The organism is Proteus myxofaciens ATCC 19692 (assembly GCF_001654855.1).
Classification (GTDB): domain Bacteria; phylum Pseudomonadota; class Gammaproteobacteria; order Enterobacterales; family Enterobacteriaceae; genus Proteus; species Proteus myxofaciens.
The window spans coordinates 17,057-38,773 of record NZ_LXEN01000066.1 but is presented as its reverse complement, the minus strand read 5'-3'; the positions used below and the strand labels follow the sequence as shown (position 1 = coordinate 38,773).

General features: G+C 36.5%; 18 protein-coding genes. 13 read left to right on the top strand and 5 right to left on the bottom strand.

The genetic code is table 11. The features are described from left to right. Nucleotides 1–437: 437 nt before the first annotated feature. The 8 genes from dppA to M983_RS07300 all read left to right on the top strand — a co-directional run bounded on the left by dppA (nucleotide 438) and on the right by M983_RS07300 (nucleotide 10,682). On the top strand, nucleotides 438–2,045 hold the full coding sequence (gene dppA / locus M983_RS07335; protein WP_066749353.1) for a dipeptide ABC transporter periplasmic-binding protein DppA: 1,608 nt from the start codon (nucleotides 438–440) through the stop codon (nucleotides 2,043–2,045). A 170-nt stretch (nucleotides 2,046–2,215) separates the two neighbouring features. Beyond that, nucleotides 2,216–3,235 carry a dipeptide ABC transporter permease DppB gene (gene dppB / locus M983_RS07330; protein ID WP_066749350.1) on the top strand — a complete coding sequence of 340 codons (1,020 nt, stop codon included), beginning with the start codon at nucleotides 2,216–2,218 and terminating at the stop codon, nucleotides 3,233–3,235. A 12-nt stretch (nucleotides 3,236–3,247) separates the two neighbouring features. Beyond that, nucleotides 3,248–4,150, top strand: coding sequence for a dipeptide ABC transporter permease DppC (gene dppC / locus M983_RS07325; protein ID WP_066749348.1), 903 nt, complete (start codon nucleotides 3,248–3,250; stop codon nucleotides 4,148–4,150). A gap of 12 nt (nucleotides 4,151–4,162) precedes the next feature. Then, nucleotides 4,163–5,146 (top strand): dipeptide ABC transporter ATP-binding protein, encoded by a 984-nt coding sequence (gene dppD / locus M983_RS07320; RefSeq protein WP_066749346.1) that lies wholly within the window; start codon nucleotides 4,163–4,165, stop codon nucleotides 5,144–5,146. Beyond that, nucleotides 5,139–6,143, top strand: coding sequence for a dipeptide ABC transporter ATP-binding subunit DppF (gene dppF, locus M983_RS07315; RefSeq protein WP_066749340.1), 1,005 nt, complete (start codon nucleotides 5,139–5,141; stop codon nucleotides 6,141–6,143). The genes dppD and dppF overlap by 8 nt, the downstream gene beginning before the upstream one ends. Nucleotides 6,144–6,256: 113 nt before the next feature. Beyond that, nucleotides 6,257–8,026 carry a two-partner secretion domain-containing protein gene (locus M983_RS07310; RefSeq protein ID WP_066749337.1) on the top strand — a complete coding sequence of 590 codons (1,770 nt, stop codon included), beginning with the start codon at nucleotides 6,257–6,259 and terminating at the stop codon, nucleotides 8,024–8,026. Between the two features lie 227 nt (nucleotides 8,027–8,253). After that, nucleotides 8,254–8,964: a HAMP domain-containing protein gene (locus M983_RS07305; RefSeq protein WP_066749334.1), complete on the top strand. Its 711-nt coding sequence runs from the start codon at nucleotides 8,254–8,256 to the stop codon at nucleotides 8,962–8,964. A gap of 173 nt (nucleotides 8,965–9,137) precedes the next feature. Beyond that, on the top strand, nucleotides 9,138–10,682 hold the full coding sequence (locus M983_RS07300; protein WP_066749331.1) for a M16 family metallopeptidase: 1,545 nt from the start codon (nucleotides 9,138–9,140) through the stop codon (nucleotides 10,680–10,682). Nucleotides 10,683–10,779: 97 nt separating this feature from the next. Here the strand turns inward: M983_RS07300 and M983_RS07295 are convergent, their stop codons facing one another. The 4 genes from M983_RS07295 to M983_RS07280 all read right to left on the bottom strand — a co-directional run bounded on the left by M983_RS07295 (nucleotide 10,780) and on the right by M983_RS07280 (nucleotide 13,840). Continuing rightward, nucleotides 10,780–11,790: a serine hydrolase domain-containing protein gene (locus M983_RS07295; RefSeq protein ID WP_066749328.1), complete on the bottom strand. Its 1,011-nt coding sequence runs from the start codon at nucleotides 11,788–11,790 to the stop codon at nucleotides 10,780–10,782. Between the two features lie 71 nt (nucleotides 11,791–11,861). Beyond that, the gene (locus tag M983_RS07290) at nucleotides 11,862–12,071 is read right to left on the bottom strand and encodes a 2-hydroxymuconate tautomerase family protein (RefSeq protein ID WP_066749326.1); all 210 of its coding nucleotides are present in this window, start codon (nucleotides 12,069–12,071) and stop codon (nucleotides 11,862–11,864) included. A gap of 66 nt (nucleotides 12,072–12,137) precedes the next feature. Beyond that, nucleotides 12,138–13,157, bottom strand: a complete 1,020-nt coding sequence (yhjD, locus tag M983_RS07285; RefSeq protein WP_083954570.1) for an inner membrane protein YhjD — start codon at nucleotides 13,155–13,157, stop codon at nucleotides 12,138–12,140. A 290-nt stretch (nucleotides 13,158–13,447) separates the two neighbouring features. Beyond that, entirely contained in the window at nucleotides 13,448–13,840 is a 393-nt protein-coding gene (locus tag M983_RS07280) for a DUF1090 domain-containing protein (protein ID WP_066749325.1), read from the bottom strand. Between the two features lie 179 nt (nucleotides 13,841–14,019). On the opposite strand from M983_RS07280, the gene M983_RS07275 reads away from it, so the two are divergent. From M983_RS07275 to M983_RS07260, 4 genes are all read left to right on the top strand, one after another. Continuing rightward, on the top strand, nucleotides 14,020–14,862 hold the full coding sequence (locus M983_RS07275) for a 23S rRNA (adenine(2030)-N(6))-methyltransferase RlmJ (RefSeq protein WP_066749323.1): 843 nt from the start codon (nucleotides 14,020–14,022) through the stop codon (nucleotides 14,860–14,862). Nucleotides 14,863–15,004: 142 nt separating this feature from the next. After that, complete coding sequence (gorA, locus tag M983_RS07270) at nucleotides 15,005–16,357, top strand: glutathione-disulfide reductase (protein ID WP_066749313.1); 1,353 nt, start codon at nucleotides 15,005–15,007, stop codon at nucleotides 16,355–16,357. Nucleotides 16,358–16,786: 429 nt separating this feature from the next. Further along, nucleotides 16,787–18,211, top strand: coding sequence for an NAD(P)/FAD-dependent oxidoreductase (locus M983_RS07265; protein WP_066749310.1), 1,425 nt, complete (start codon nucleotides 16,787–16,789; stop codon nucleotides 18,209–18,211). Between the two features lie 45 nt (nucleotides 18,212–18,256). Further along, on the top strand, nucleotides 18,257–18,754 hold the full coding sequence (locus M983_RS07260; RefSeq protein WP_066749307.1) for a RidA family protein: 498 nt from the start codon (nucleotides 18,257–18,259) through the stop codon (nucleotides 18,752–18,754). An 80-nt stretch (nucleotides 18,755–18,834) separates the two neighbouring features. Here M983_RS07260 and M983_RS07255 read toward each other — a convergent pair whose 3' ends face one another. Next, entirely contained in the window at nucleotides 18,835–19,815 is a 981-nt protein-coding gene (locus tag M983_RS07255) for a LacI family DNA-binding transcriptional regulator (RefSeq protein WP_066749303.1), read from the bottom strand. Between the two features lie 209 nt (nucleotides 19,816–20,024). Between M983_RS07255 and M983_RS07250 the strand changes: the two genes are divergently transcribed. After that, on the top strand, nucleotides 20,025–21,683 hold the full coding sequence (locus tag M983_RS07250) for an alpha-glucosidase (RefSeq protein ID WP_066749299.1): 1,659 nt from the start codon (nucleotides 20,025–20,027) through the stop codon (nucleotides 21,681–21,683). Nucleotides 21,684–21,717 lie beyond the last annotated feature (34 nt).

Sequence of the window (21,717 nt, the reverse complement as noted above, 5' to 3'; positions counted from 1 at the left end):
AGCCATTTGTCTTAAGTATACTTCTGATATTTGGCTCTCTTTTTTATATTGGTATGAATTAGAGTAGCTTTTTAAAATACGATAACTTCCTACGCATAACAGAATAAACCACTCATTTCCTTGTTCCATTTCAAATTATTCGTTCAATATTTAAGCGTTCAATCACAATTTATTATATTTTTTTAAATAGTCATTTTACTTATATACCACATAAAAAATGGTGTTATTAACTGTCTGTTAAGTAAAAGTTCATTTTTTTATCCTGAATTTGTTCAATATTTGTCTTGTTTGTGTTTATAACTTGTCCATTTCACCCTAAAAGCCCTTATTGACGGAAAGGGATACAGTTGGTTAATTGAATGATGAACAAAATAAAAAGGTATTCCGTTTTAAATAGGAAACCAAAAAACACAACAAAGTAATTTCGGAGAGTAATAATGAACAGCTCCATAAAAAAGACAGGAATTTTAAGCGCCACAATCGGATTACTTGCATTAGCAGTATCAGCGGGAGTGCAGGCAAAAACATTAGTTTTTTGCTCAGAAGGTTCACCTGAAGGCTTTAATCCTCAATTATTTACGTCAGGAACAACCTATGATGCGAGTTCAGTTCCTATTTATAACCGTTTAGTGGAATTTAAATTAGGTACTACCGAAATTATTCCAGGTCTTGCAGAAAGCTGGGATGTGAGTGATGACGGTAAAGTATATACCTTCCATTTACGTAAAGGAGTTGATTGGCATACTAGCAAAACATTTAAGCCGACACGTCAATTTAATGCTGACGATGTGATTTATACCTTTATGCGCCAGCTAGACCCAAATCATCCTTATCATAAAGTTTCAGGTGGAAGTTATGAATACTTCACTGGGATGGATATGAATAACATGATCGAGAAGATTGAAAAGGTTGACGATCATACCGTTCGCTTTGTGCTTACTCGTTCAGAAGCGCCTTTTATTGCTGATATGGCAATGGACTTTGCTTCAATACTCTCTGCTGAATATGCTGATAATATGCTAAAAGCGGGTACACCTGAAAAAGTGGATTTAGATCCTATTGGAACAGGACCTTTCCAGTTACTACAATATCAAAAAGATTCACGTATTCTTTATAAAGCTAACGACAAATATTGGGGTAAAAAGCCTGATATTGATCGTTTAGTATTCTCTATCACACCTGATGCCTCTGTTCGTTATGCTAAACTGCAAAAAAACGAATGCCAAGCGATGCCTTATCCAAACCCCGCAGATATCGCGAAAATGAAACAAAACGGCAATATTAATTTATTAGAGCAGCCAGGGCTGAATGTGGGTTATGTTTCATTTAATGTTGAGAAAAAACCGCTCGATAATCAAAAAGTTCGCCAAGCATTGAGTATGGCAGTGAATAAAGATGCCATTATTGAAGCGGTTTACCAAGGCGCAGGCCAAAAAGCGAAAAATCTTATTCCTCCTACAATGTGGAGTTATAACGACGATATTGTCGATTATGAGTATAACCCAGAAAAAGCGAAAGCCTTGCTAAAAGAAGCAGGTCTTGAGGATGGTTTTACTATCGATTTATGGGCAATGCCAGTACAGCGTCCATATAATCCAAATGCACGTCGTATGGCAGAAATGATCCAAGCTGACTGGGCAAAAATTGGTGTGAAAACCAAAATTGTTAGCTATGAATGGGGCGAATATCTAAAACGTGCAAAAGATGGTGAACACCAAGCCGTTATGATGGGATGGACTGGTGATAATGGTGATCCTGATAACTTCTTTGCCACATTATTTAGTTGTGCAGCGAAAGAGCAAGGTTCAAATTATTCTAAATGGTGTTATCAACCTTTTGAAGATCTTATTCAACCAGCGCGGATCAGTTCTGATCACGAAAAACGTGCTGAATTGTATAAACAGGCTCAGGTTGTTATGCACGATCAGGCACCTGCATTGATTATTGCACATTCTACCGTTTATGAACCAGTGAGTAAAAAAGTGGAAAACTATGTGGTTGATCCATTAGGAAAACACCACTTTAGTGATGTCACTATAAAGTAATCATACTATTCAATTTAGCCTTAAGAACGGTGCCTTTTATACTTTCATATAAGAAAGGCACCGTACAATCATAATAAAGAATACATTCAGTACACTGTGAGCGCAGGGGGTATTTCCTCCTGATTTATCAGCGCTATCTTTTAGCTGATGTTTAACAAGAGAACTAGGATATGTTGCAATTTATCCTTCAACGTTTGGGGCTTGTGCTGCCAACGTTTATCGGAATTACGTTACTCACGTTTATCTTTGTCCATCTAATTCCTGGCGATCCTGTCATGATAATGGCAGGAGAACGTGGCTTATCACCTGAGCGCCATGCTTATCTGATGGCAGAGTTAGGGTTAGATAAACCGCTATGGGAACAATACTTAACCTATCTTAACGGCATTCTTCATGGTGATTTAGGTATCTCATTAAAAAGCCGTATTGGTGTGTGGGATGAATTTTTACCTCGCTTTAAAGCAACTTTAGAATTGGGCATTTGTGCCATGATTTTTGCGGTATCTGTGGGTATTCCTGTTGGTGTACTCGCTGCTGTAAAACGAGGCTCAATTTTTGATCATACGGCGATTAGTGTGTCATTAGCGGGTTATTCCATGCCGATTTTTTGGTGGGGAATAATGCTTATCATGTTGGTTTCAGTCAAACTCGATTTAACACCTGTTTCTGGTCGATTAGATGACAGCGTCTTTCTTGATGATAGCCAGCCATTAACCGGATTTATGTTGATAGACACTTTATTCTGGGGTGAAGAAGGTGATTTCTTAGATGCTATCCACCATATTATTTTACCTGCAATCGTATTAGGTACTATTCCACTTGCTGTCATTGTGCGTATGACGCGTTCAGCCATGCTAGAAGTTTTAGGTGAAGATTATATTCGTACTGCAAGAGCAAAAGGGTTAAGCAGAGCGCGCGTTATTCTTATTCATGCATTACGTAATGCGATGTTACCTGTAGTCACTGTTATTGGCTTGCAAGTAGGCACCATGTTAGCGGGTGCGATATTGACGGAAACTATTTTTTCATGGCCTGGTTTAGGGCGTTGGTTAATAGATGCATTACAGCGACGTGATTATCCCGTTGTTCAAGGCGGTGTATTGTTAATTGCCACGATGATTATTTTCGTCAACCTGTTGGTAGATGTGCTTTATGGCATCGTCAATCCACGTATTCGGCATAAAAAATAAGGAGTGCACATAATGAGTGAAAATAACGCAACTCCCGTGATGAATGCACCCATACCGATGACACCTTTTCAAGAATTTTGGCATTATTTTAAGCAAAATAAAGGTGCAGTCGTTGGGCTTGTTTATATCGTTATCATGTTACTTGTAGCATTATTTGCTGGTGTTTTAGCACCTCATGCTCCTGATGAGCAATTTCGCGATTTCCTATTAACGCCTCCAGTTTGGCAAGAAGGTGGAAATTGGAGCTTTATTTTAGGCACCGATGATGTCGGTCGAGATATTCTTTCTCGATTAATGTATGGCGCACGCCTTTCATTATTGGTGGGCTGTATCGTTGTTGTTTTGTCCCTCTTCTTAGGCATTATTCTAGGATTAATGGCGGGTTATTTTGGCGGTATTGTTGATATCTGTATCATGCGTGTTGTCGATATTATGCTGGCATTACCTAGCTTATTATTGGCGCTGGTATTGGTTGCTATTTTTGGTCCTTCTATTGTCAATGCATCTATCGCGCTAACGTTTGTTGCGCTTCCTCACTATGTTCGTTTAACACGAGCAGCTGTTTTGATTGAAGTGAATCGTGATTATGTTATTGCTTCTCGCGTAGCAGGCGCTGGCTCATTACGACAAATGTTTATTAATATTTTACCGAACTGCCTAGCACCTTTAATTGTACAAGCCTCATTAGGTTTCTCTAATGCCATTTTAGATATGGCCGCATTAGGCTTTTTAGGCATGGGAGCACAACCACCGACACCAGAATGGGGAACCATGTTATCTGATGTGTTGCAATTTACACAAAGTGCATGGTGGGTAGTGACGTTTCCAGGACTTGCTATCTTATTAACCGTTTTAGCCTTTAACTTAATGGGCGATGGTTTACGAGATGCACTTGATCCGAAATTGAAGCAGTAACGGAGTAAGAACATGCCATTATTAAATATTAACCAATTATCTGTTCACTTTGGTGATGAAGATACTCCGTTTAAAGCGGTAGACCGTATTAGCTATCAAGTTGAAGAAGGTCAAGTGGTAGGGATTGTCGGTGAGTCTGGCTCAGGTAAATCTGTTAGTTCATTAGCGATTATGGGATTAATTGATTTTCCAGGCCGTGTTAGTGCCCAAGAATTACAGTTTGATGGACGAGATTTAATGAAAATCTCTGAATCAGAACGTAGAAGCCTTGTTGGTGCTGATGTCGCGATGATTTTCCAAGATCCGATGACAAGCCTGAATCCATGCTTTACTGTGGGCTATCAAATTATGGAAGCGTTAAAAGTCCATCAAGGTGGTAGCCGTAAAACGCGTAAACAACGTGCAATAGACTTACTTAAGCTGGTGGGGATTCCTGATCCAGCTTCGCGTTTAGATGTTTATCCTCATCAACTTTCAGGCGGTATGAGCCAGCGAGTAATGATTGCGATGGCAATAGCATGTCGGCCTAAATTATTGATAGCTGATGAGCCAACAACGGCACTGGATGTCACTATTCAAGCTCAAATTATTGAATTATTGTTAGATTTGCAAAAACAGGAGAATATGGCGTTAGTGCTGATTACTCATGATCTGGCATTGGTTGCTGAAGCTGCTGATACCATTATTGTGATGTATGCAGGGCAAGTCGTTGAGGCAGGAAAAGCTACTGAAATTTTTACAACCCCCCGCCACCCTTATACACAAGCCTTATTAAAAGCATTACCTGAGTTTGCAAAAGATAAAGCGCGTTTAGAATCCTTACCTGGTGTTGTACCCGGTCGTTATGATAGGCCCGTAGGATGTTTATTAAATCCTCGTTGTCCTTATGCTCATGAAGAATGTTACCAAAAAGAACCTGAGCTAAAAGAAATCGGCTCTCATCGCGTGAAGTGCCATACCCCATTAGATGATAGAGGGAGACCTAGCCATGTCTGAAATGCAATCAAATGAACATACTCCCTTATTAAAAGCGGTGAATTTAGCAAAATATTACAGCACAAAGGGGGGATTTTTCGCTAAAGAAAAAACGGTAAAAGCATTAGATGGCATCTCTTTTGAGCTTGAACGTGGAAAAACACTGGCTATTGTTGGTGAATCCGGTTGTGGTAAATCGACGTTAGGCCGGTTACTCACGATGATTGAAACGCCAACATCAGGCCAACTTTCTTATCGTGGTCAAAACCTTTTAATCAAAGATAAATCTGCCGAAAAATTACGTCGTCAAAAGATCCAAATTGTATTTCAAAATCCCTATGGATCGCTCAATCCTCGTAAAAAAGTAGGGCAGATCTTAGAAGAGCCTTTATTAATTAATACTTCACTCAGCGCATCAGAACGTAAAGAGAAAGTATTATCTATGATGGCAAAAGTAGGATTGAAAACGGAACACTATAGCCGTTATCCACATATGTTTTCAGGTGGTCAACGTCAACGTATCGCAATTGCCCGAGGATTAATGCTAGAACCTGATATTGTGGTCGCTGATGAACCTGTATCTGCACTTGATGTTTCTGTTCGAGCTCAGGTATTAAATCTGATGATGGATCTGCAACATGATATGGGACTTTCCTATGTGTTTATTTCACATGACTTGTCGGTAGTTGAACATATCGCAGATGAAGTGATTGTGATGTATTTAGGGCGTTGTGTTGAAAAGGGAACAAAAGAGCAAATTTTTGAAAATCCTCAACATCCTTATACTCAAGCATTACTTTCAGCGACACCAAGATTAACACCAGAATTAAGGCGAGCGCGTATTAAGTTAACAGGAGAGCTTCCTAGCCCACTAAATCCGCCACCAGGCTGTGCATTTGCAGCTCGTTGTCGTCGCGCTTTTGGAATGTGTACACAATTACAGCCTATCTTAAAAGATTATAATGGGCAGCTCATCGCTTGTTTTGCAGTTGACCAAGATAATGCTCATCTAAGCTAGTTTCCTCTCTTTACATATTAAGAACAACAATATATTTGTTGTTCTTAATTTTATATCTCATATATATTTTTTGATTTAGATTTCCTTTAAATTTATTTATTTAAAGGATTATTATGTCTTATAAAAAAATACCGTTATTAAGCCCACTTTCTGTTTCTCTTGCTTTCATTTTTATGCAAAGTAGCGCACTAGCCAATAATACTTCTGTTGATTTGGAAAAATCTAAAAATGATAAGAGTATAGAGACTATCCATATTAATAAAGCAAACGATATTGGCTTATCGGTCAACTATTTTCAAAATTTTAATGTTGTTAAACAAGGGGTTAATATTGATAATAGCAAAGTAAAAGCTAAAATTATTCTTAGTGAAATCACTTCTAATAAAAAAAGTTTATTAGAAGGTACTCTTTCAGTGCTAGGTGAAAAGGCAGAATTAATTATTGCAAATCCTAATGGAATTGAATGTAATGGCTGTAAATTTGTTGGTTCTGATAATGTAATGTTGATATCGGGAAAATCTAATAGCAATCGTGGAGATAGTTTCGATTTAACAGATGGATTTGTTAATTTTAATAATTTCAAGGCATTAGACTCAAATCAAATAATTAGTATTATCTCTAATAGAATTAATATATCCAAAGAAAACAATATTTCAAACATCAATATAATTAATGGTTATCATAGTGCTAATTTCGTTGATAATATTTTAACAGGTGAAAAAGAAAAAACACTCTCTAAAGAAAAAGGCGAAGGTGTTAATATTTTAGATGGTGCTCTATTAAAAGGTAATGATTTGTTTTTAAAAGGAGGAATACTTAATATTGATGGAAGTCTAAAAGTTAAAAAAATAAATAAAATTATAAATAAAAATATAGATGTTAGTAAAAATGGAGTATTTTCAATTTTAGATGAGGAAAATGTATTTAGAAAATATAAAAATTTAGAACTAAGAACAGAGTTAGCATTAATAAAGTATAAAAAGGCACTAGAAGTCGCAAAAACATTAAATGAAATTGCAGAAGAAGCTTTAAAGTTAGCTAACGAAAAACCTAATGAATATAATGAAAAACTTGCCTTGAAAACTAGCGAAATGACTTTAGAAGCATCTGAAAATTTAAAAAATATAGAAAAGTCTTTCTTATCGATTGATTTACTTAGAATCACGGAGAAAAATGTTTTATATGCTGCAGGAAAAACAATAATCCCTTCTGAACAGTATATAGAAAGTGATAATATTAATATTGAAGGGCGCTTTAATGTTGTAAATGGTGAAGTCAATATTAATGCAAAAAATCTCAAATTTAATAGTAATCCAGAGAAAGCACCCTCATATTTTAACAATTCAGGTGTTTTATTTAATGTTCATGAAGACTACGATTTCAAATCAAGTAAATTTAATATAATTGATAGTGATATTAATATTACAGGAAATCGTGGTTTTATGTTAGGCAATGAAGGACGTTATGCTTCTTACGATACTATAAGAAATGAAATTATGGTGAATAAGAATATTGATATTCTTTTTAAAGGTCGTTTAATAAGTGATAATCTAAATAATATTAATTTAAATAATTTATCTATATTTGGCTATGGAAATGTGACTGTGATCGGTAACAAGATTAGCATGATAGATAGCAAAGTTAAGTTTAATAACGTGAAAAAATTTGGTGATAAATTACAAACGTCAGGTTATATAGATTTAATTGCTAATGATGTTATTACTATCAATAATAAGGAAAATACGCGTGCTTTCTCCTTGACAGATAAAGGAAAACTGCGAATAGATGCTGAGAAAACAATTGTAAATGGTAAGGAAGTTCTTCCTTCTGATGTTTATGATTCACAAAAACGTAATAAAGTGAAACCAACAAAAGAAGAATAAGTATAATGAAAATTCATTTGAATAACTATCAAAGTAATAAAATCATCGTTTAAAAGATAAATATTATCTGGTTAGTCGTGTTTATAACCAGATAATCCTTTTTATTGATTTTAACATGAACGAAGACACGCTTTTTAGCGTGTTTTTCTTTTTTCAAGGGTGATACACAAGACAAAAAATACAGTATAATCTTCTCTGTTCAAGCATGTTTACTGGAAATAGCAACAATGAAACCTCATCTTAAACGCTCATTAACGATAAAACAGATGGCTGCTGTCGCAGGCGTCACGTTAGTGACTATTGCTATTTTTATCAGTATTCAGCTTGTTTATCTCATTGATCAACGCCGTGAAGATTATCAAAATCAGCTCTTTAATGCGGGAATGAGTATTCAACAATCCCTTGCTGATGCATTGTTACGTTCAGATTTGAATGATGCTAAACAACAAATTATCTCATTAAAAACAACAGGTATCCTAGGCAAAGCCATTGTGATTCAACCTGAGAACTTACAAATTCTTAATTTGGATTTTGCACCTAAAAAAGAGGTCTCTCCATTTTCTCAGTGGCTTTTCCATATCCCAGTAGAAGTTACCATTCCTTTGCACCCTTTAGGTGTCGTTTATACTGAGGATAAGGCTTATACAGGCCGCCTTATTTTACAAGCAGATACCAATCGAGTTTATCGTTTTGCTAGCAACACTGTGGCTCTCGTGCTTACGACTTATCTATTAATGGGACTTATCCTGACTATCGCGATTAGTTGGTGTATTAACCGAATTGTCGTTAAACCTTTACGCAAAATCGCCGTTACTCTTAATGAAGAAGATAAGATTTGTACATTAACTTGTCCTAAATCTCATCATGACGATGAGATTGGTTTGCTGGTTAAAGGATATAATCATCAAAAATCTGATCAAAAATTGCCGAAGGTCTGAACCTTCTTGTGTCACAATGAGTCTAATCACCATAGTGATTTAGTCTGATAAACGATGGTATTAAAAAAGGGTGACACAAAATACAGGCATTAAGCATCTCACATGTCTTCCGGCACTTATTGTTAAACCTCATAAGTGGTTTAATACCAAGGATTAATACAACAGAGGTTCACATGCAGGGTGTATTAACACGAATTTTTTTGGGAAGCGTTATGTTAAGCGCTGTAACTTGCCAAGTTCAAGCAGAAGCACTACAGCCTGATCCTGCTTGGCAAGAAGGGCGACTGACTAACGGTTTTCAATGGCAAATATTACAAACTCCGCAGCGCCCTAATGATAGGATACAACTCCGTTTATTAGTGAATACCGGTTCATTATCAGAAAAAAGCAATGAAACGGGTTTTTCAACGTTAATTTCAAAATTAAATGTATTGGAAAATAAAGGGTTAACACCTGAAAAGCGCAATAATTTGTGGAAGAATGCAGTCGATCCTGATTATCCTCTGCCTCCAATGATAGTTTCTTATGATTTTACGGTTTACAATTTAAGCCTACCTAATAATCAACCAGAGTTACTGAAAGAAGCATTTGCACTTCTTTCTGATGTTGCAAAACCCGCCGAATATACAGAAGATGCCGTGCGTAATGCAGTTCAGTCCCCACTTTCTGTTGCTACATTTCCAGCAAATATTGATGATCCTATTTGGCGCTCACGTCTTGAAGGCTCAAATTTAAAAGGACATAAACCTGGCTCTGTCCTTAATAAATCGGTTAACACTAAAGAATTATCAGAATATCAGCAACGTTGGTATACACCTGATGTGATGACGCTATATATTGCAGGTAATGTTGATAATCGCGTCTTAACCGAAAATATTAATCAGGCCTTCTCCCCACTGTCAGGTAAACGCTCAGCGCCAGTGCCCGTTCCTGTGCTTGCAGATTTAAAGCCAGAAACACTTTATGTTCAAGAGCCAATGCGTGAGAACGATAGAATTTCCTTAATTTGGGATCTTGATTGGTCGCCAGTTAAAGATTCAGAAACATTAAATCAATATTGGTTAAGTGATTTAGCGCGTGAGGTTATTTTTGTTCATTTAGGTCGTAGTCTTGAACATCGTAAAGAAAAAGACAATACCCAACTGAATATCGACTGTCGAGTTCAATATCAGCGTGCAAGCTGTTCATTGAATATTGATACACCAACTGCGAATATTCCCGCGTTAGCTTCTTGGGTAAGTGAAGAATTAGGGCAATTGCGTAACAAAGGTATTTCTGACGAGCTTTATCAAGAGCTTCAGCAAGAAAAACAAACTCAGCTAACACAGCTTTTTGCCCGTTATGCAAAAACCAGCACTGCGCTATTAATTAATCAACGTTTGTTATCTCAACAAAGTAATATTATTGATATTCCACCAGAGCAATACCAACGTTTACGCCAAGCTTTTTTAGCGGGCTTAACGAAAGACACGCTCAATCAAGCATTATCAAAAATCTTATCTGAAGATATTGCATTTGTTTTAACACAAAGTGGTGATGCGCCAACAGTCAATCTTGGTGAGTTGCGAATTCAATTTGAAAAGCATGTCCATCCTGAGAAAACAAAAGTATCAGCAGAAGTCAATAATGCACAACAAACGAACCCTGCTAATGTCGCAGAAACGGTTGTGCCTGAAGTTATGCCTTCATCTGCAAAAGAGAGTACACCAAGTAAATAATAGCGAATTATATCGATAGTTCGTTATTTAAATAATAAAGCCAAAAGTTGATTGTGACTTTTGGCTTTTATTTTGTCTTATATTCATCATATTAAAGTTAAAGGTGTTTAATTGCGTCTTTAACAATAGTGATTAAGGCATCCCTGTCATTGCGTTGAGTGGTAAAAGCGGCGATGGCTATTTTTTTCTCTGGGAGGTAATAAGCCATGGAGCCCCAATATCCTAAATGATAATAGAGTGTACCTAACTCAGTATCTTCAGTCATTAATCCTAAACGATAGCGCTTGGCATCAGTATGAGATCCTTGCCACATCATTTCATTTAAAGTACTAGGCTGTGAATAGACTTTATCTTCAAAGAGATCTGCCGTAAATTTAGCAAGCTCTTGAGTTGTCATAACAAGTCCACCGCCACCAAAGATATCCATTGATGGATCAATATCTGTTGTTTCTCTTTCTCCAACAAATTGCCTAGCTCTTGGTTTGGCGTTAGTAGGTTGTGATTCTAATGACTCCCACCATGTTTGAGGCAACTCTAAACTTTCAAAATGAAGAAGTTCACGCACTGCAAGTGGCAATGTTTTTTTAGTGATCCGACAGAGAATATCGCCTAATAGAATATATCCCGTATCAGAGTAAATAAACCGCTTACCCGCAGGAATAATAGGGAAACCTTGCTGTGTATACCGCGCTATTTGCTCATCACGAGTCCATTGATGAGAAGGCGTGCGAAATACATCGTCGAGATACGTTTCATTTGCGTGATCAAATAATCCGCTACTATGACTTAATAAATGACGTAATGTTATCGTCTTAACGCAATAGCCTAACTCTGAGAGTGTTTGCTGATAGTGTGGACTAAGATATTGGCTAATAGCATCATCAAGAGAAACGATATGATCTTCCCATAGACGCAAAAACGCCGCAGCGAGAAACATTTTTGTATTGCTAGCGATACGAAAAGGGGTATCGACAGTGAGCTTTTTTTTACTTCTTTCATCGGCAAATCCATGTGCCATGCCAAAAGGATATTGAATACCTGCACCTGTAATATAAATAGCGCTTGCATTAGGTAATGCATTGAAAGTATCCGTCATCGATTTCACCATAATGATTTCCTTATTTATAAAGTAATAAATCAAAAAAAGGATACTTTTGGCATCCTCTTTATTTTTCTGAATTATTGACTTTTATCTTGAGCGCGTAAATCCGTTACTGTTTTTCCGCCTATTCCCCAATTGTCTGTATCAACTTCATCAATCACAACAACAGTTGTTGCAGGGTTTTTACCTAATACATCGACTAAAAGTTGGGTTGCACCAGCAATAAGCTGTTCTTTTTGCTCTGCAGTGGCACCTTCTCGTGTAATTTTAATATTAACGTAGGGCATTATTTTTCCTTATTACGTTATCATTAGGCGGTTATAGTTAGAAAACTCTATTGTTTTATCATAGGGCTACGATGCTAATTCAGCTTCGTGTCGCTGTTTTTTACGTATATTTGGTCCATCAGTTGCAATCCAAGCAGCACAAAACAGTGTTAAACGTGCAAAAAAGTAGAAAAAAGCCATCAAACCAATGACTGAACCAAAAGCAGCGCCTGAAGGTGAGCTTGCTATTCTTGGCAACATCCACGTCATTACTGATTTTAATACCTCAAAGCCAATAGCCGCGATGAGTGTGCCTTTTAAAAGTGATATGCGTTTAGGTTGATGACGAGGTAAAATCCAAAGTATCCATAAAAACAGTAAATAGTTAGCTGTAATAGAAATAGCTAAACCAATGGTTGTCCATGCTGGAGTTAACCATTCAATACCATCTAAACCTAATGTATGAACAATGATTCTTTGTGCTGAACCTGCAACCGAAGTCAAAGTGATAGTGATAATAAGCGCAATAAGTAATCCAATAAGTGCTAAAAAATCACGAAGATAACGAAAGTAAATTTTTTCTTGGTCTTCTTCATTTCTTTCCCAAACGGTACGTGACTGCGCTAAAATCGCTTGGCGTAAATTACCAACCCAATTCACCCCAGAATAAAGTGCGATGGCTAAACCCGTTAACCCGACTGTTGTACGTTGGCGAACTGCGGTATCGATACTTTGTTGCACTGTGGATGCTAAAGTTGGGTCGTCAATGCTATTAGCAACACCTGAAATCAATTTTGCCAATAAATCAGGATTTGAGGCTAAAACGAAACCAGCGCATGCGAAGGAAAGCATTAATATTGGAATTAATGATAAGAATGAGAAATAGGTAATTGCAGCACCAAACTGATTTCCCATTCTGTCATTAAAACGTTCAGCGGCCCTAATAAGATGAGCAATAAAAGGGATATGCGTAATAAAATTTGTGATTTTTAACCCAATACCAATGGCTTTTTTACTGTTATCCAGCCCTTTTTCAAGCCCTTTCTTTATAGGCTGAGTCAGTTGAGTTTTTTCATGTACTTCTTTTTTTTGCATCTCTTCTGACATATATCCTCTTTATGAGATCTATCTATTTCAATACATTAATGTGATTACTATAGTTTCTACTTAAAAATATCATAGCTTAATTTGTATTACACACATGATGCTTAATATAGATACCACTAATTTTGTAAATATTGCATTGAATACAAAAATAAAGTGTAGATGAAATTCAGTTAAACTGTGATAAGGCACATAAGCGAAGAAAAATACTAGCATATAAAATAAATGGTTTATGGCGCTCAATATGTATTATTGTGATGATAAACATATTCTCTGCGCCATAATATGTTAGCTTATTTTTTTGTTAGTAGTTCTAATTCATTTTCAAGTTCTTTTAACTCGGCTTTAGCCTCAGCTAATTTATTTTCTCTTTTTGAGACTTTATTCAGATTATCTTTAAACTGTGCTTCTCGTAATTCTAATTCACGCTCTTCAACTTCTCGTTGCTTTTCTAGAATTTCCATACGTGTATTTTCAACCACCTTTTCAGGTGTGCAATGCTGTTCAATATTACTTAATGCTCTTTCTAATCCTTTTACACGATAATAGTTATTATGTGCTTTAGCATAATCTAATTGTCGTTGAACATTTTGTTTTTTTATCTCACAACCATTGATTGGGTTAGATGCATATGCATTACCAATAAACAGGCTGAGTGCGATAACTGAGAAGGCTATTTTTTTCATCACATTATCCTTAGTATTTATGTTAAATATTGCTTTATCATAACGGCTGAAAACCAAGACACAACGTTTCTTTCGCTTTCAATAAAGAAGTTCGGCTTTTTCTGATACACTGAGCAATATAACGCTTTTCAGAGTAACTAAATTACTTTGCTATATCCATTTCTAACGGAAGATAAAGAATGCTGAGCTATCGCCATAGTTTCCATGCTGGTAACCACGCCGATGTTGTAAAACATATTGTTCAAACCCTTATTATTGAGTCTTTAAAAGAAAAAGAAAAACCGTTTCTTTATTTAGATACTCATGCTGGTGCTGGTCGTTATCAATTAACAAATGCACATGCAACACGTACTGGCGAATATTTAGACGGTATCATGCGTTTGTGGCAACAAGAGGAAGTGCCTGAGCTTATTATTCCTTATCTTGATATTATTAGCGCGCTAAACCCAAATGGTGAGCTACGCTATTATCCAGGCTCACCGCTATTGGCGGCTAACTTATTACGAGAACAAGATAAACTTGCGCTTACTGAGCTTCATCCAACCGATTTCCCTTTATTACGTACGGAATTTTCTCGTGATGATCGAGTTCGCGTTGCTCGTGAAGATGGATTTGGTCAACTAAAATCAAAATTACCACCCGCAAGCCGTAGAGGTTTCGTTTTAATTGATCCACCTTATGAGCTAAAACAAGACTACAGTGCGGTTGTGAAAGGTATTGCTGAAGGCTATAAACGTTTTGCTACTGGGACTTACGCGATTTGGTATCCTGTTGTTCATCGTCAACAAATTAAACGTATGTTAAAAGAACTTGAAGCAACAGGTGTTCGTAAAATTTTGCAAATTGAATTGGCAGTAAAACCAGACAGTGATCAACTAGGTATGACAGCATCAGGCATGATTGTTATTAATCCACCTTGGAAGCTTGAATCACAAATGAAATCAATTTTACCTTGGTTACATAAAACGTTAGTCCCAGAAGGGATAGGACATACATTGGTTGAATGGGTTGTTCCTGAATAAGTATCTGCAATGGTTTTTGCCTATTACTGTAAAAGCTAAAATCTGAAGTGCAGGTTGCTAAATTTTGTCATAATAGACTTTATTCTATGAAAGAATTAGCCTGTTAGTTACCTATTTTCTACAGATAAATGGATTAGATAAGATGAGCAAACATTACGATTATATCGCCATTGGTGGCGGTAGCGGCGGTATCGCATCAATCAATAGGGCGGCTATGTATGGCCAAAAATGCGCATTAATTGAGGCGAAAGCATTAGGTGGCACGTGTGTAAATGTGGGGTGTGTACCTAAAAAAGTGATGTGGCATGCGGCACAAATTGCAGAGGCTATCCATCAATATGGTCCTGACTATGGTTTTGACACCAAAGTAAACCGTTTTGATTGGGATACACTCATTAGCAACCGTACTGCTTATATTGATCGCATCCATCAATCCTATGAGCGCGTTTTAGGTAATAATAAAGTTGATGTTATTGAAGGATTCGCCCGTTTTATTGATGCGAAGACTGTTGAAGTCAACGGCGAAAAAATTACCGCTGATAATATCCTTATTGCAACAGGAGGACGCCCTGTTCAGCCTAATATTCCTGGCGCTGAATATGGTATTAACTCCGATGGTTTCTTTGAACTCACGGCATTACCAAAACGAGTCGCCGTTGTCGGCGCGGGGTATATTGCGGTGGAGCTTGCTGGTGTATTAAATGGATTAGGCAGTGAAACGCATCTTTTTGTGCGCAAACATGCGCCACTACGTACGTTTGATCCACTGATTGTTGAGACACTTATTGAAGTGATGGAAACAGAAGGTCCACAATTACATACTCATGCTATTCCTAAAGCCGTTGTGAAAAATGCGGATGGTAGCCTGACACTACAACTTGAAAATGGTGAAGAGCACACGGTAGATACATTAATCTGGGCAATTGGTCGTGAACCTGCAACAGATAACCTGAATCTTCAAGTGACAGGTGTTGAGCTCAATGAAAAAGGCTATATTAACGTTGATAAATTCCAAAATACCTCAGTAAAAGGAATTTATGCCGTAGGTGATAATACAGGTGCTGTTGAATTAACGCCTGTTGCTGTTGCTGCGGGTCGTCGTTTATCTGAGCGTTTATTTAATAATAAGCCTAATGAACATTTAGATTATTCAAATATTCCAACTGTGGTATTTAGTCATCCACCTATTGGTACTGTTGGTTTAACAGAGCCTCAAGCCATTGAACAGTATGGTGAAGATAAGGTAAAAGTCTATAAATCTTCCTTTACGGCTATGTATAGTGCAGTAACTCGTCATCGTCAGCCTTGTCGAATGAAGTTAGTTTGTGTTGGTGATGAGCAAAAAATTGTCGGCATTCATGGTATTGGCTTTGGTATGGACGAGATGCTACAAGGTTTTGCGGTTGCCTTAAAAATGGGTGCAACCAAAAAAGACTTTGATGATACTGTGGCTATCCATCCAACAGCGGCTGAAGAATTTGTTACCATGCGGTAATTGTTAAGAAAACATGATCCCATAAGATAAAAGCGAATATTTTTTAATCAATATTCGCTTTTTTTTATATAATCGTGCTGTAAAAATCGCTAATTTCATTAATAAATACTCATCTTACTCCCTCTTTTTTACCAAAAAGTTAATAAAAAATTCATTGAATCTATCATCAATAATCTTTTTCTTTTCTGTTTTTTCCTTATTAATCAATAAATAAAATTTTCACCTCATCAGTATTTGATAGTTTTTAATCTTATTTTTTAGAGGGTTACATCATTATGTAACCATAATGTATATGAGGTTATTGTAACTCATTAATATAATTAACATGTAATTATATTCATTAACAATATTATTTAGTGTGGTATTATTTAGTCTCTGATTAATAAACTAATAACAATATAAATAATAAGTCCATTACTGAGGTAGAAGATGAAAATTTCAAGGAGAAAGCTTTTGCTAGGCATTGGTGCTGCTGGCGTACTTGCTGGTGGTGCGGCCACTTTAGTTCCAATGGTTCGCCGTGATGGTAAATTTGTTGAATCTAAATCAAGAGCTTTATTTGTTGAAAGTACTGAGGGTGCCCTGCCATCAGAATCTGATGTGGTCATTATTGGAGGTGGTATTCAAGGTATCATGACAGCGATTAATTTAGCTGAACGTGGTATGAGTGTCACCATTTTAGAAAAAGGCGAGGTTGCTGGAGAGCAATCAGGCCGCGCATACAGCCAAATCATTAGCTACCAAACGTCACCCGAAATTTTCCCATTGCATCATTACGGAAAAATTTTATGGCGTGGTATGAACGAAAAAATTGGTGCTGATACCAGCTATCGCACACAAGGTCGAGTTGAAGCGCTTGCTGATGAAAAAGCATTAGATAGAGCGCAAGAATGGATCAAAACAGCCAAAGAAACAGCAGGATTTGATGTACCTTTAAATACTCGTATTATTAAGGGTGAAGAGTTATCAAATAGATTAGTAGGTGCACAAACACCTTGGACTGTTGCTGCTTTTGAAGAAGATTCTGGTTCTGTCGATCCTGAAACGGGTACACCAACATTAGCGCGTTATGCTAAACAAATTGGTGTTAAAATCTATACTCATTGCGCAGTAAGAGGTATTGAAACAGCAGGTGGTAAAATTTCTGATGTTGTCACTGAAAAAGGTGCAATAAGAACATCTAACGTTGTTCTTGCTGGGGGTATTTGGTCACGTTTATTCATGGGGAATATGGGGGTTGATCTTCCAACCTTGAATGTTTACTTATCACAACAACGTGTATCCGGTGTTCCAGGCGCACCACGTGGTAATGTGCATTTACCAAATGGTATCCACTTTCGAGAACAAGCTGACGGCACTTATGCTGTAGCCCCACGTATCTTCACAAGCTCCATTGTTAAAGATAGTTTCCTATTAGGGCCTAAATTTATGCACTTATTAGGTGGTGGTGAGCTACCATTAGAATTCTCTATTGGTGAAGACTTGTTTAATTCATTCAAAATGCCTACATCATGGAAATTAGACGAAAAATCACCTTTTGAGCAATATCGCATCGCGACTGCAACACAAAATACTGAGCATTTAGATGCTGTATTCCAAAGAATGAAAACAGAATTCCCAGTATTTGAAAAATCACAAATTGTTGAACGTTGGGGTGCAGTTGTAAGTCCAACATTTGATGAATTACCGATTATTTCAGAAGTAAAAGAGTACCCAGGTCTTGTTATCAATACAGCGACAGTGTGGGGAATGACAGAAGGTCCTGCTGCCGGTGAAGTTACCGCAGATATTGTGACGGGTAAAAAACCCGTCATTGATCCAACGCCATTTAGTTTGGATCGCTTTAAGTCGTAAATAGTCAATTATTTTACTGTATATCTAACTTATTAAGGAATTAGTATGCGCTATAAAAGTTTACTTGTTGCTCTACCTTTTATCTTTGGTGTTGCAAGTGCAAATGCAGCGGAGAAAGTTGTGCATCATAAATTAGACGGTATGCCTATTTCAGAGGCAGTTGAAATTAATGCAGGCAATAATCTCGTTTTCTTAAGTGGTAAAGTACCTACCAAGAAATCAGCAAATGCGCCAGATAATGAGCTGTCTTCTTATGGTAATACTGAAGAACAAACCATTAATGTATTAGAGCAGATTAAGGCAAACTTGAATAAACTGGGTCTGGATATGAACGACGTGGTTAAAATGCAAGTTTTCTTAGTGGGTGGTGAAGAGAATAACGGAACTATGGACTTTAAAGGTTTTATGAACGGTTATTCTAAGTTCTTTGATGCTTCAAAAACAGACCAACTACCAGCACGTTCTGCGTTCCAAGTAGCAAAACTAGGTAATCCTGCTTGGCGTGTCGAAATTGAAGTAATAGCGGTTCGTCCTGCTAAATAAGAGATACGTTTTTTAATTAATAAAAACTTTTAAAAAAATGCCAAAGCGAAGTATTCCTTTGGCATTTTATATTGGCTCGTTTAACTTGTTTCACCTTGAATAAATTGTACAGGGATGACAGTCATTTTCTCTGTTACTTCTTCACCTTCAATGAGTGAGGTAATAATCTCTACACTTTTTTCTGCTAATTGCTCAAAGGGTTGCTCAATACAAGTTAATTTATTAATAGTTTGATTTAGCCAAGGACTACCATCATAAGCGATAATTTTTAGTTGTTCTGGAATGGCTATATTTTTTCTTAATGCTTCATTAAATAATGCTATTGCAGGAATATCAGCGGCAAAAATAGCATCTATATCTGGGTGTGTATTGAGTATTTTTTTAGCAAATGTATGAAAATAATCTTTTTCTTCGGTTTTCCAATTTACTTGGTGAGAAATAGGGTTAATACCCACCTGATATAATCTCTCTTTAAATGCTAAACAACTTTTATAAGACGGTGTAGACGAGAGATAATTAGAGTTATCTTCAATCAAAAGAATTTTTTTACATCCTTTTTCAATCAGATGTTCTGCAGCTAATTGCCCACCAGTATGATGATCTGAACAAACTAGCGGAATATCAGAGAGATGACGATCGAGTGTAACGACCGGTTTTTGAATATGTTGATATTCTCTATCATTGAGTAAGAGATATTCTGCAATAATACCGTCAATCTGGCCACGTTTTAACATATCAAAAAAGATACGTTCACGTATTTTGCTATTTTGAGTTGCACATAACATCATGCTATAGCCTTTTTCAGCGAGTTTGTTCTCAATAAAACGAGTAACAGTTGCAAAATAAGGATACTCAAGGCTATTAATAATAACGCCTACAACGGCGCTTTTTTGTTGATATAAATTTCTTAACCAACTATCTGGAATATAATCCAGTTCTTCTATCGCTTTTTTTATTTTTTCGCGAGCTGATTGTGAAACATAACCACTATTGTTAAGTGCTCTGGAAACAGTACTAGCAGCAACATTTGCTCTTTTTGCGACATCGCGGATCCCGGCCATTGAATATGCTGTAGCTCCTTTCTATAAGAGTGTGAAAAACTAATATATCTCAATCTGATTAAGATAAAGTGATATTAATCGAGATAATTATCACTATTTAATATGAGCCGTTTCACAGTTTAGTAAGCTCATTTCCTTATTGACGTTTTTCGTGTCTATATTAATGTGGAACTGTTCCATATTTAATTTATTATCACTAAGAGGTGAATATGTCTAGTACTTGGTGGAAAGAAGCCGTGGTCTATCAAATTTATCCTAAGAGTTATTATGATAGTAATGGTGATGGTATTGGAGACTTAGCGGGTATCACAGAGAAATTAGATTATATACAGTCATTAGGTACCAATGTTATTTGGCTATGTCCTATTTTTAAATCGCCTATGAAAGATAATGGCTATGATATTGCCGATTATTCTGTGGTTGACACTATTTTTGGTGATAATAGTGCATTAGATACACTAATTAGTGAGGCGAAAAAACGCGATATAAAAATATTATTAGATTTGGTGTTAAACCACTCTTCTAATGAACATCCTTGGTTTAAAGCAGCATTAGCTGATCCTGATAGCCCATATGCAGACTATTATATTTTTAAACATTGGGATAAGCCGACACCACCTAATAATTTACGCACTTATTTTGATTGCTCTGTTTGGACTCGTATCCCTAATTCAAATCGTTGGTATTTTAATTCTTTCGGTCCTGAGCAGCCGGATTTAAACTGGGAAAATCCTCAACTTCGTAAAGAAATTATCGACATGATTAATATGTGGATTAAAAAAGGTGTTGCAGGATTTCGTATTGATGCCATTGGTAATTTAAAAAAATCCCCAGAATCATTAAGTGAACATCGATTTGAAGCAGATAGAGAAGACGGCTCAGCATCTTTAGTACCTTGGGTATTAAATCAACCAGGTATTGATAAATTTTTAACGGAATTAGCGGATAAAACCTTTAAGCCAGCCAATAGTATGACGGTTGCTGAAATTGATGTACCAGAAAAAGACTTACTTGCCTATGTGGGTGAAAATGGTTATTTCTCTATGGTATTTGATTTCAGTATTGCAGATTTAGATATTCGCCATCAAAAGCCATTTACTACATCTCCCATAACAGGAGAAAGTTTAAAACCGGTATTTATTAAAAGCCAATTAGATACGCAACGTATTGGTTGGGGAGCGCCTTATCTTGAAAATCATGATCAACCTCGTTCATTAAATAAATTTCTGCCTAAAGGCGCAATTAATTCTATCAGCGCTAAAATGTTGGCGACATTTTTATTAACCCAACGAGGAACTCCTTTTATTTATCAAGGACAAGAAATAGGGATGACGAATTGTTCTATGACCCTTGAGGAACATGATGATTTACATGTTTTCAAATTAATAGAATGGGGGAGAAGAGAAGGTTATAGCGATGAGCAAATGATGGAATATTTTAATTTACGTAGTCGTGATAATTCAAGAACACCATTTCAATGGAATGATAAAGATAATGGTGGATTTACAACGGGTAAACCTTGGTTAAAAGTAAATCCTAATTATGTGGAAATTAATGCGGAGCAAGAGTGTAGCGACAAAAAATCACTTTTCTCATATTATCAACAATTAATCGCACTAAGACGCCATTCTGATATTAGCGATATTTTAATTTACGGTGATTTTATACCTCTTGATTCACCTAGTGATGTCATTGCATTTAAGCGGCAACATGAAGGTAAAATGGTGAATATTTATTGTAATTTTAGCGGTGAAGAAAAACCATTATCTATCAATGAACAACAGATATATTTGCATAATAGCCCAATTGTGAATGATAAAGAGGGTAAAATTATTTTACAACCTTATCAAGCGATTATAATGTCTTAATAGTAATGTGATGAGCGCTATAAAGGCGCTCTCT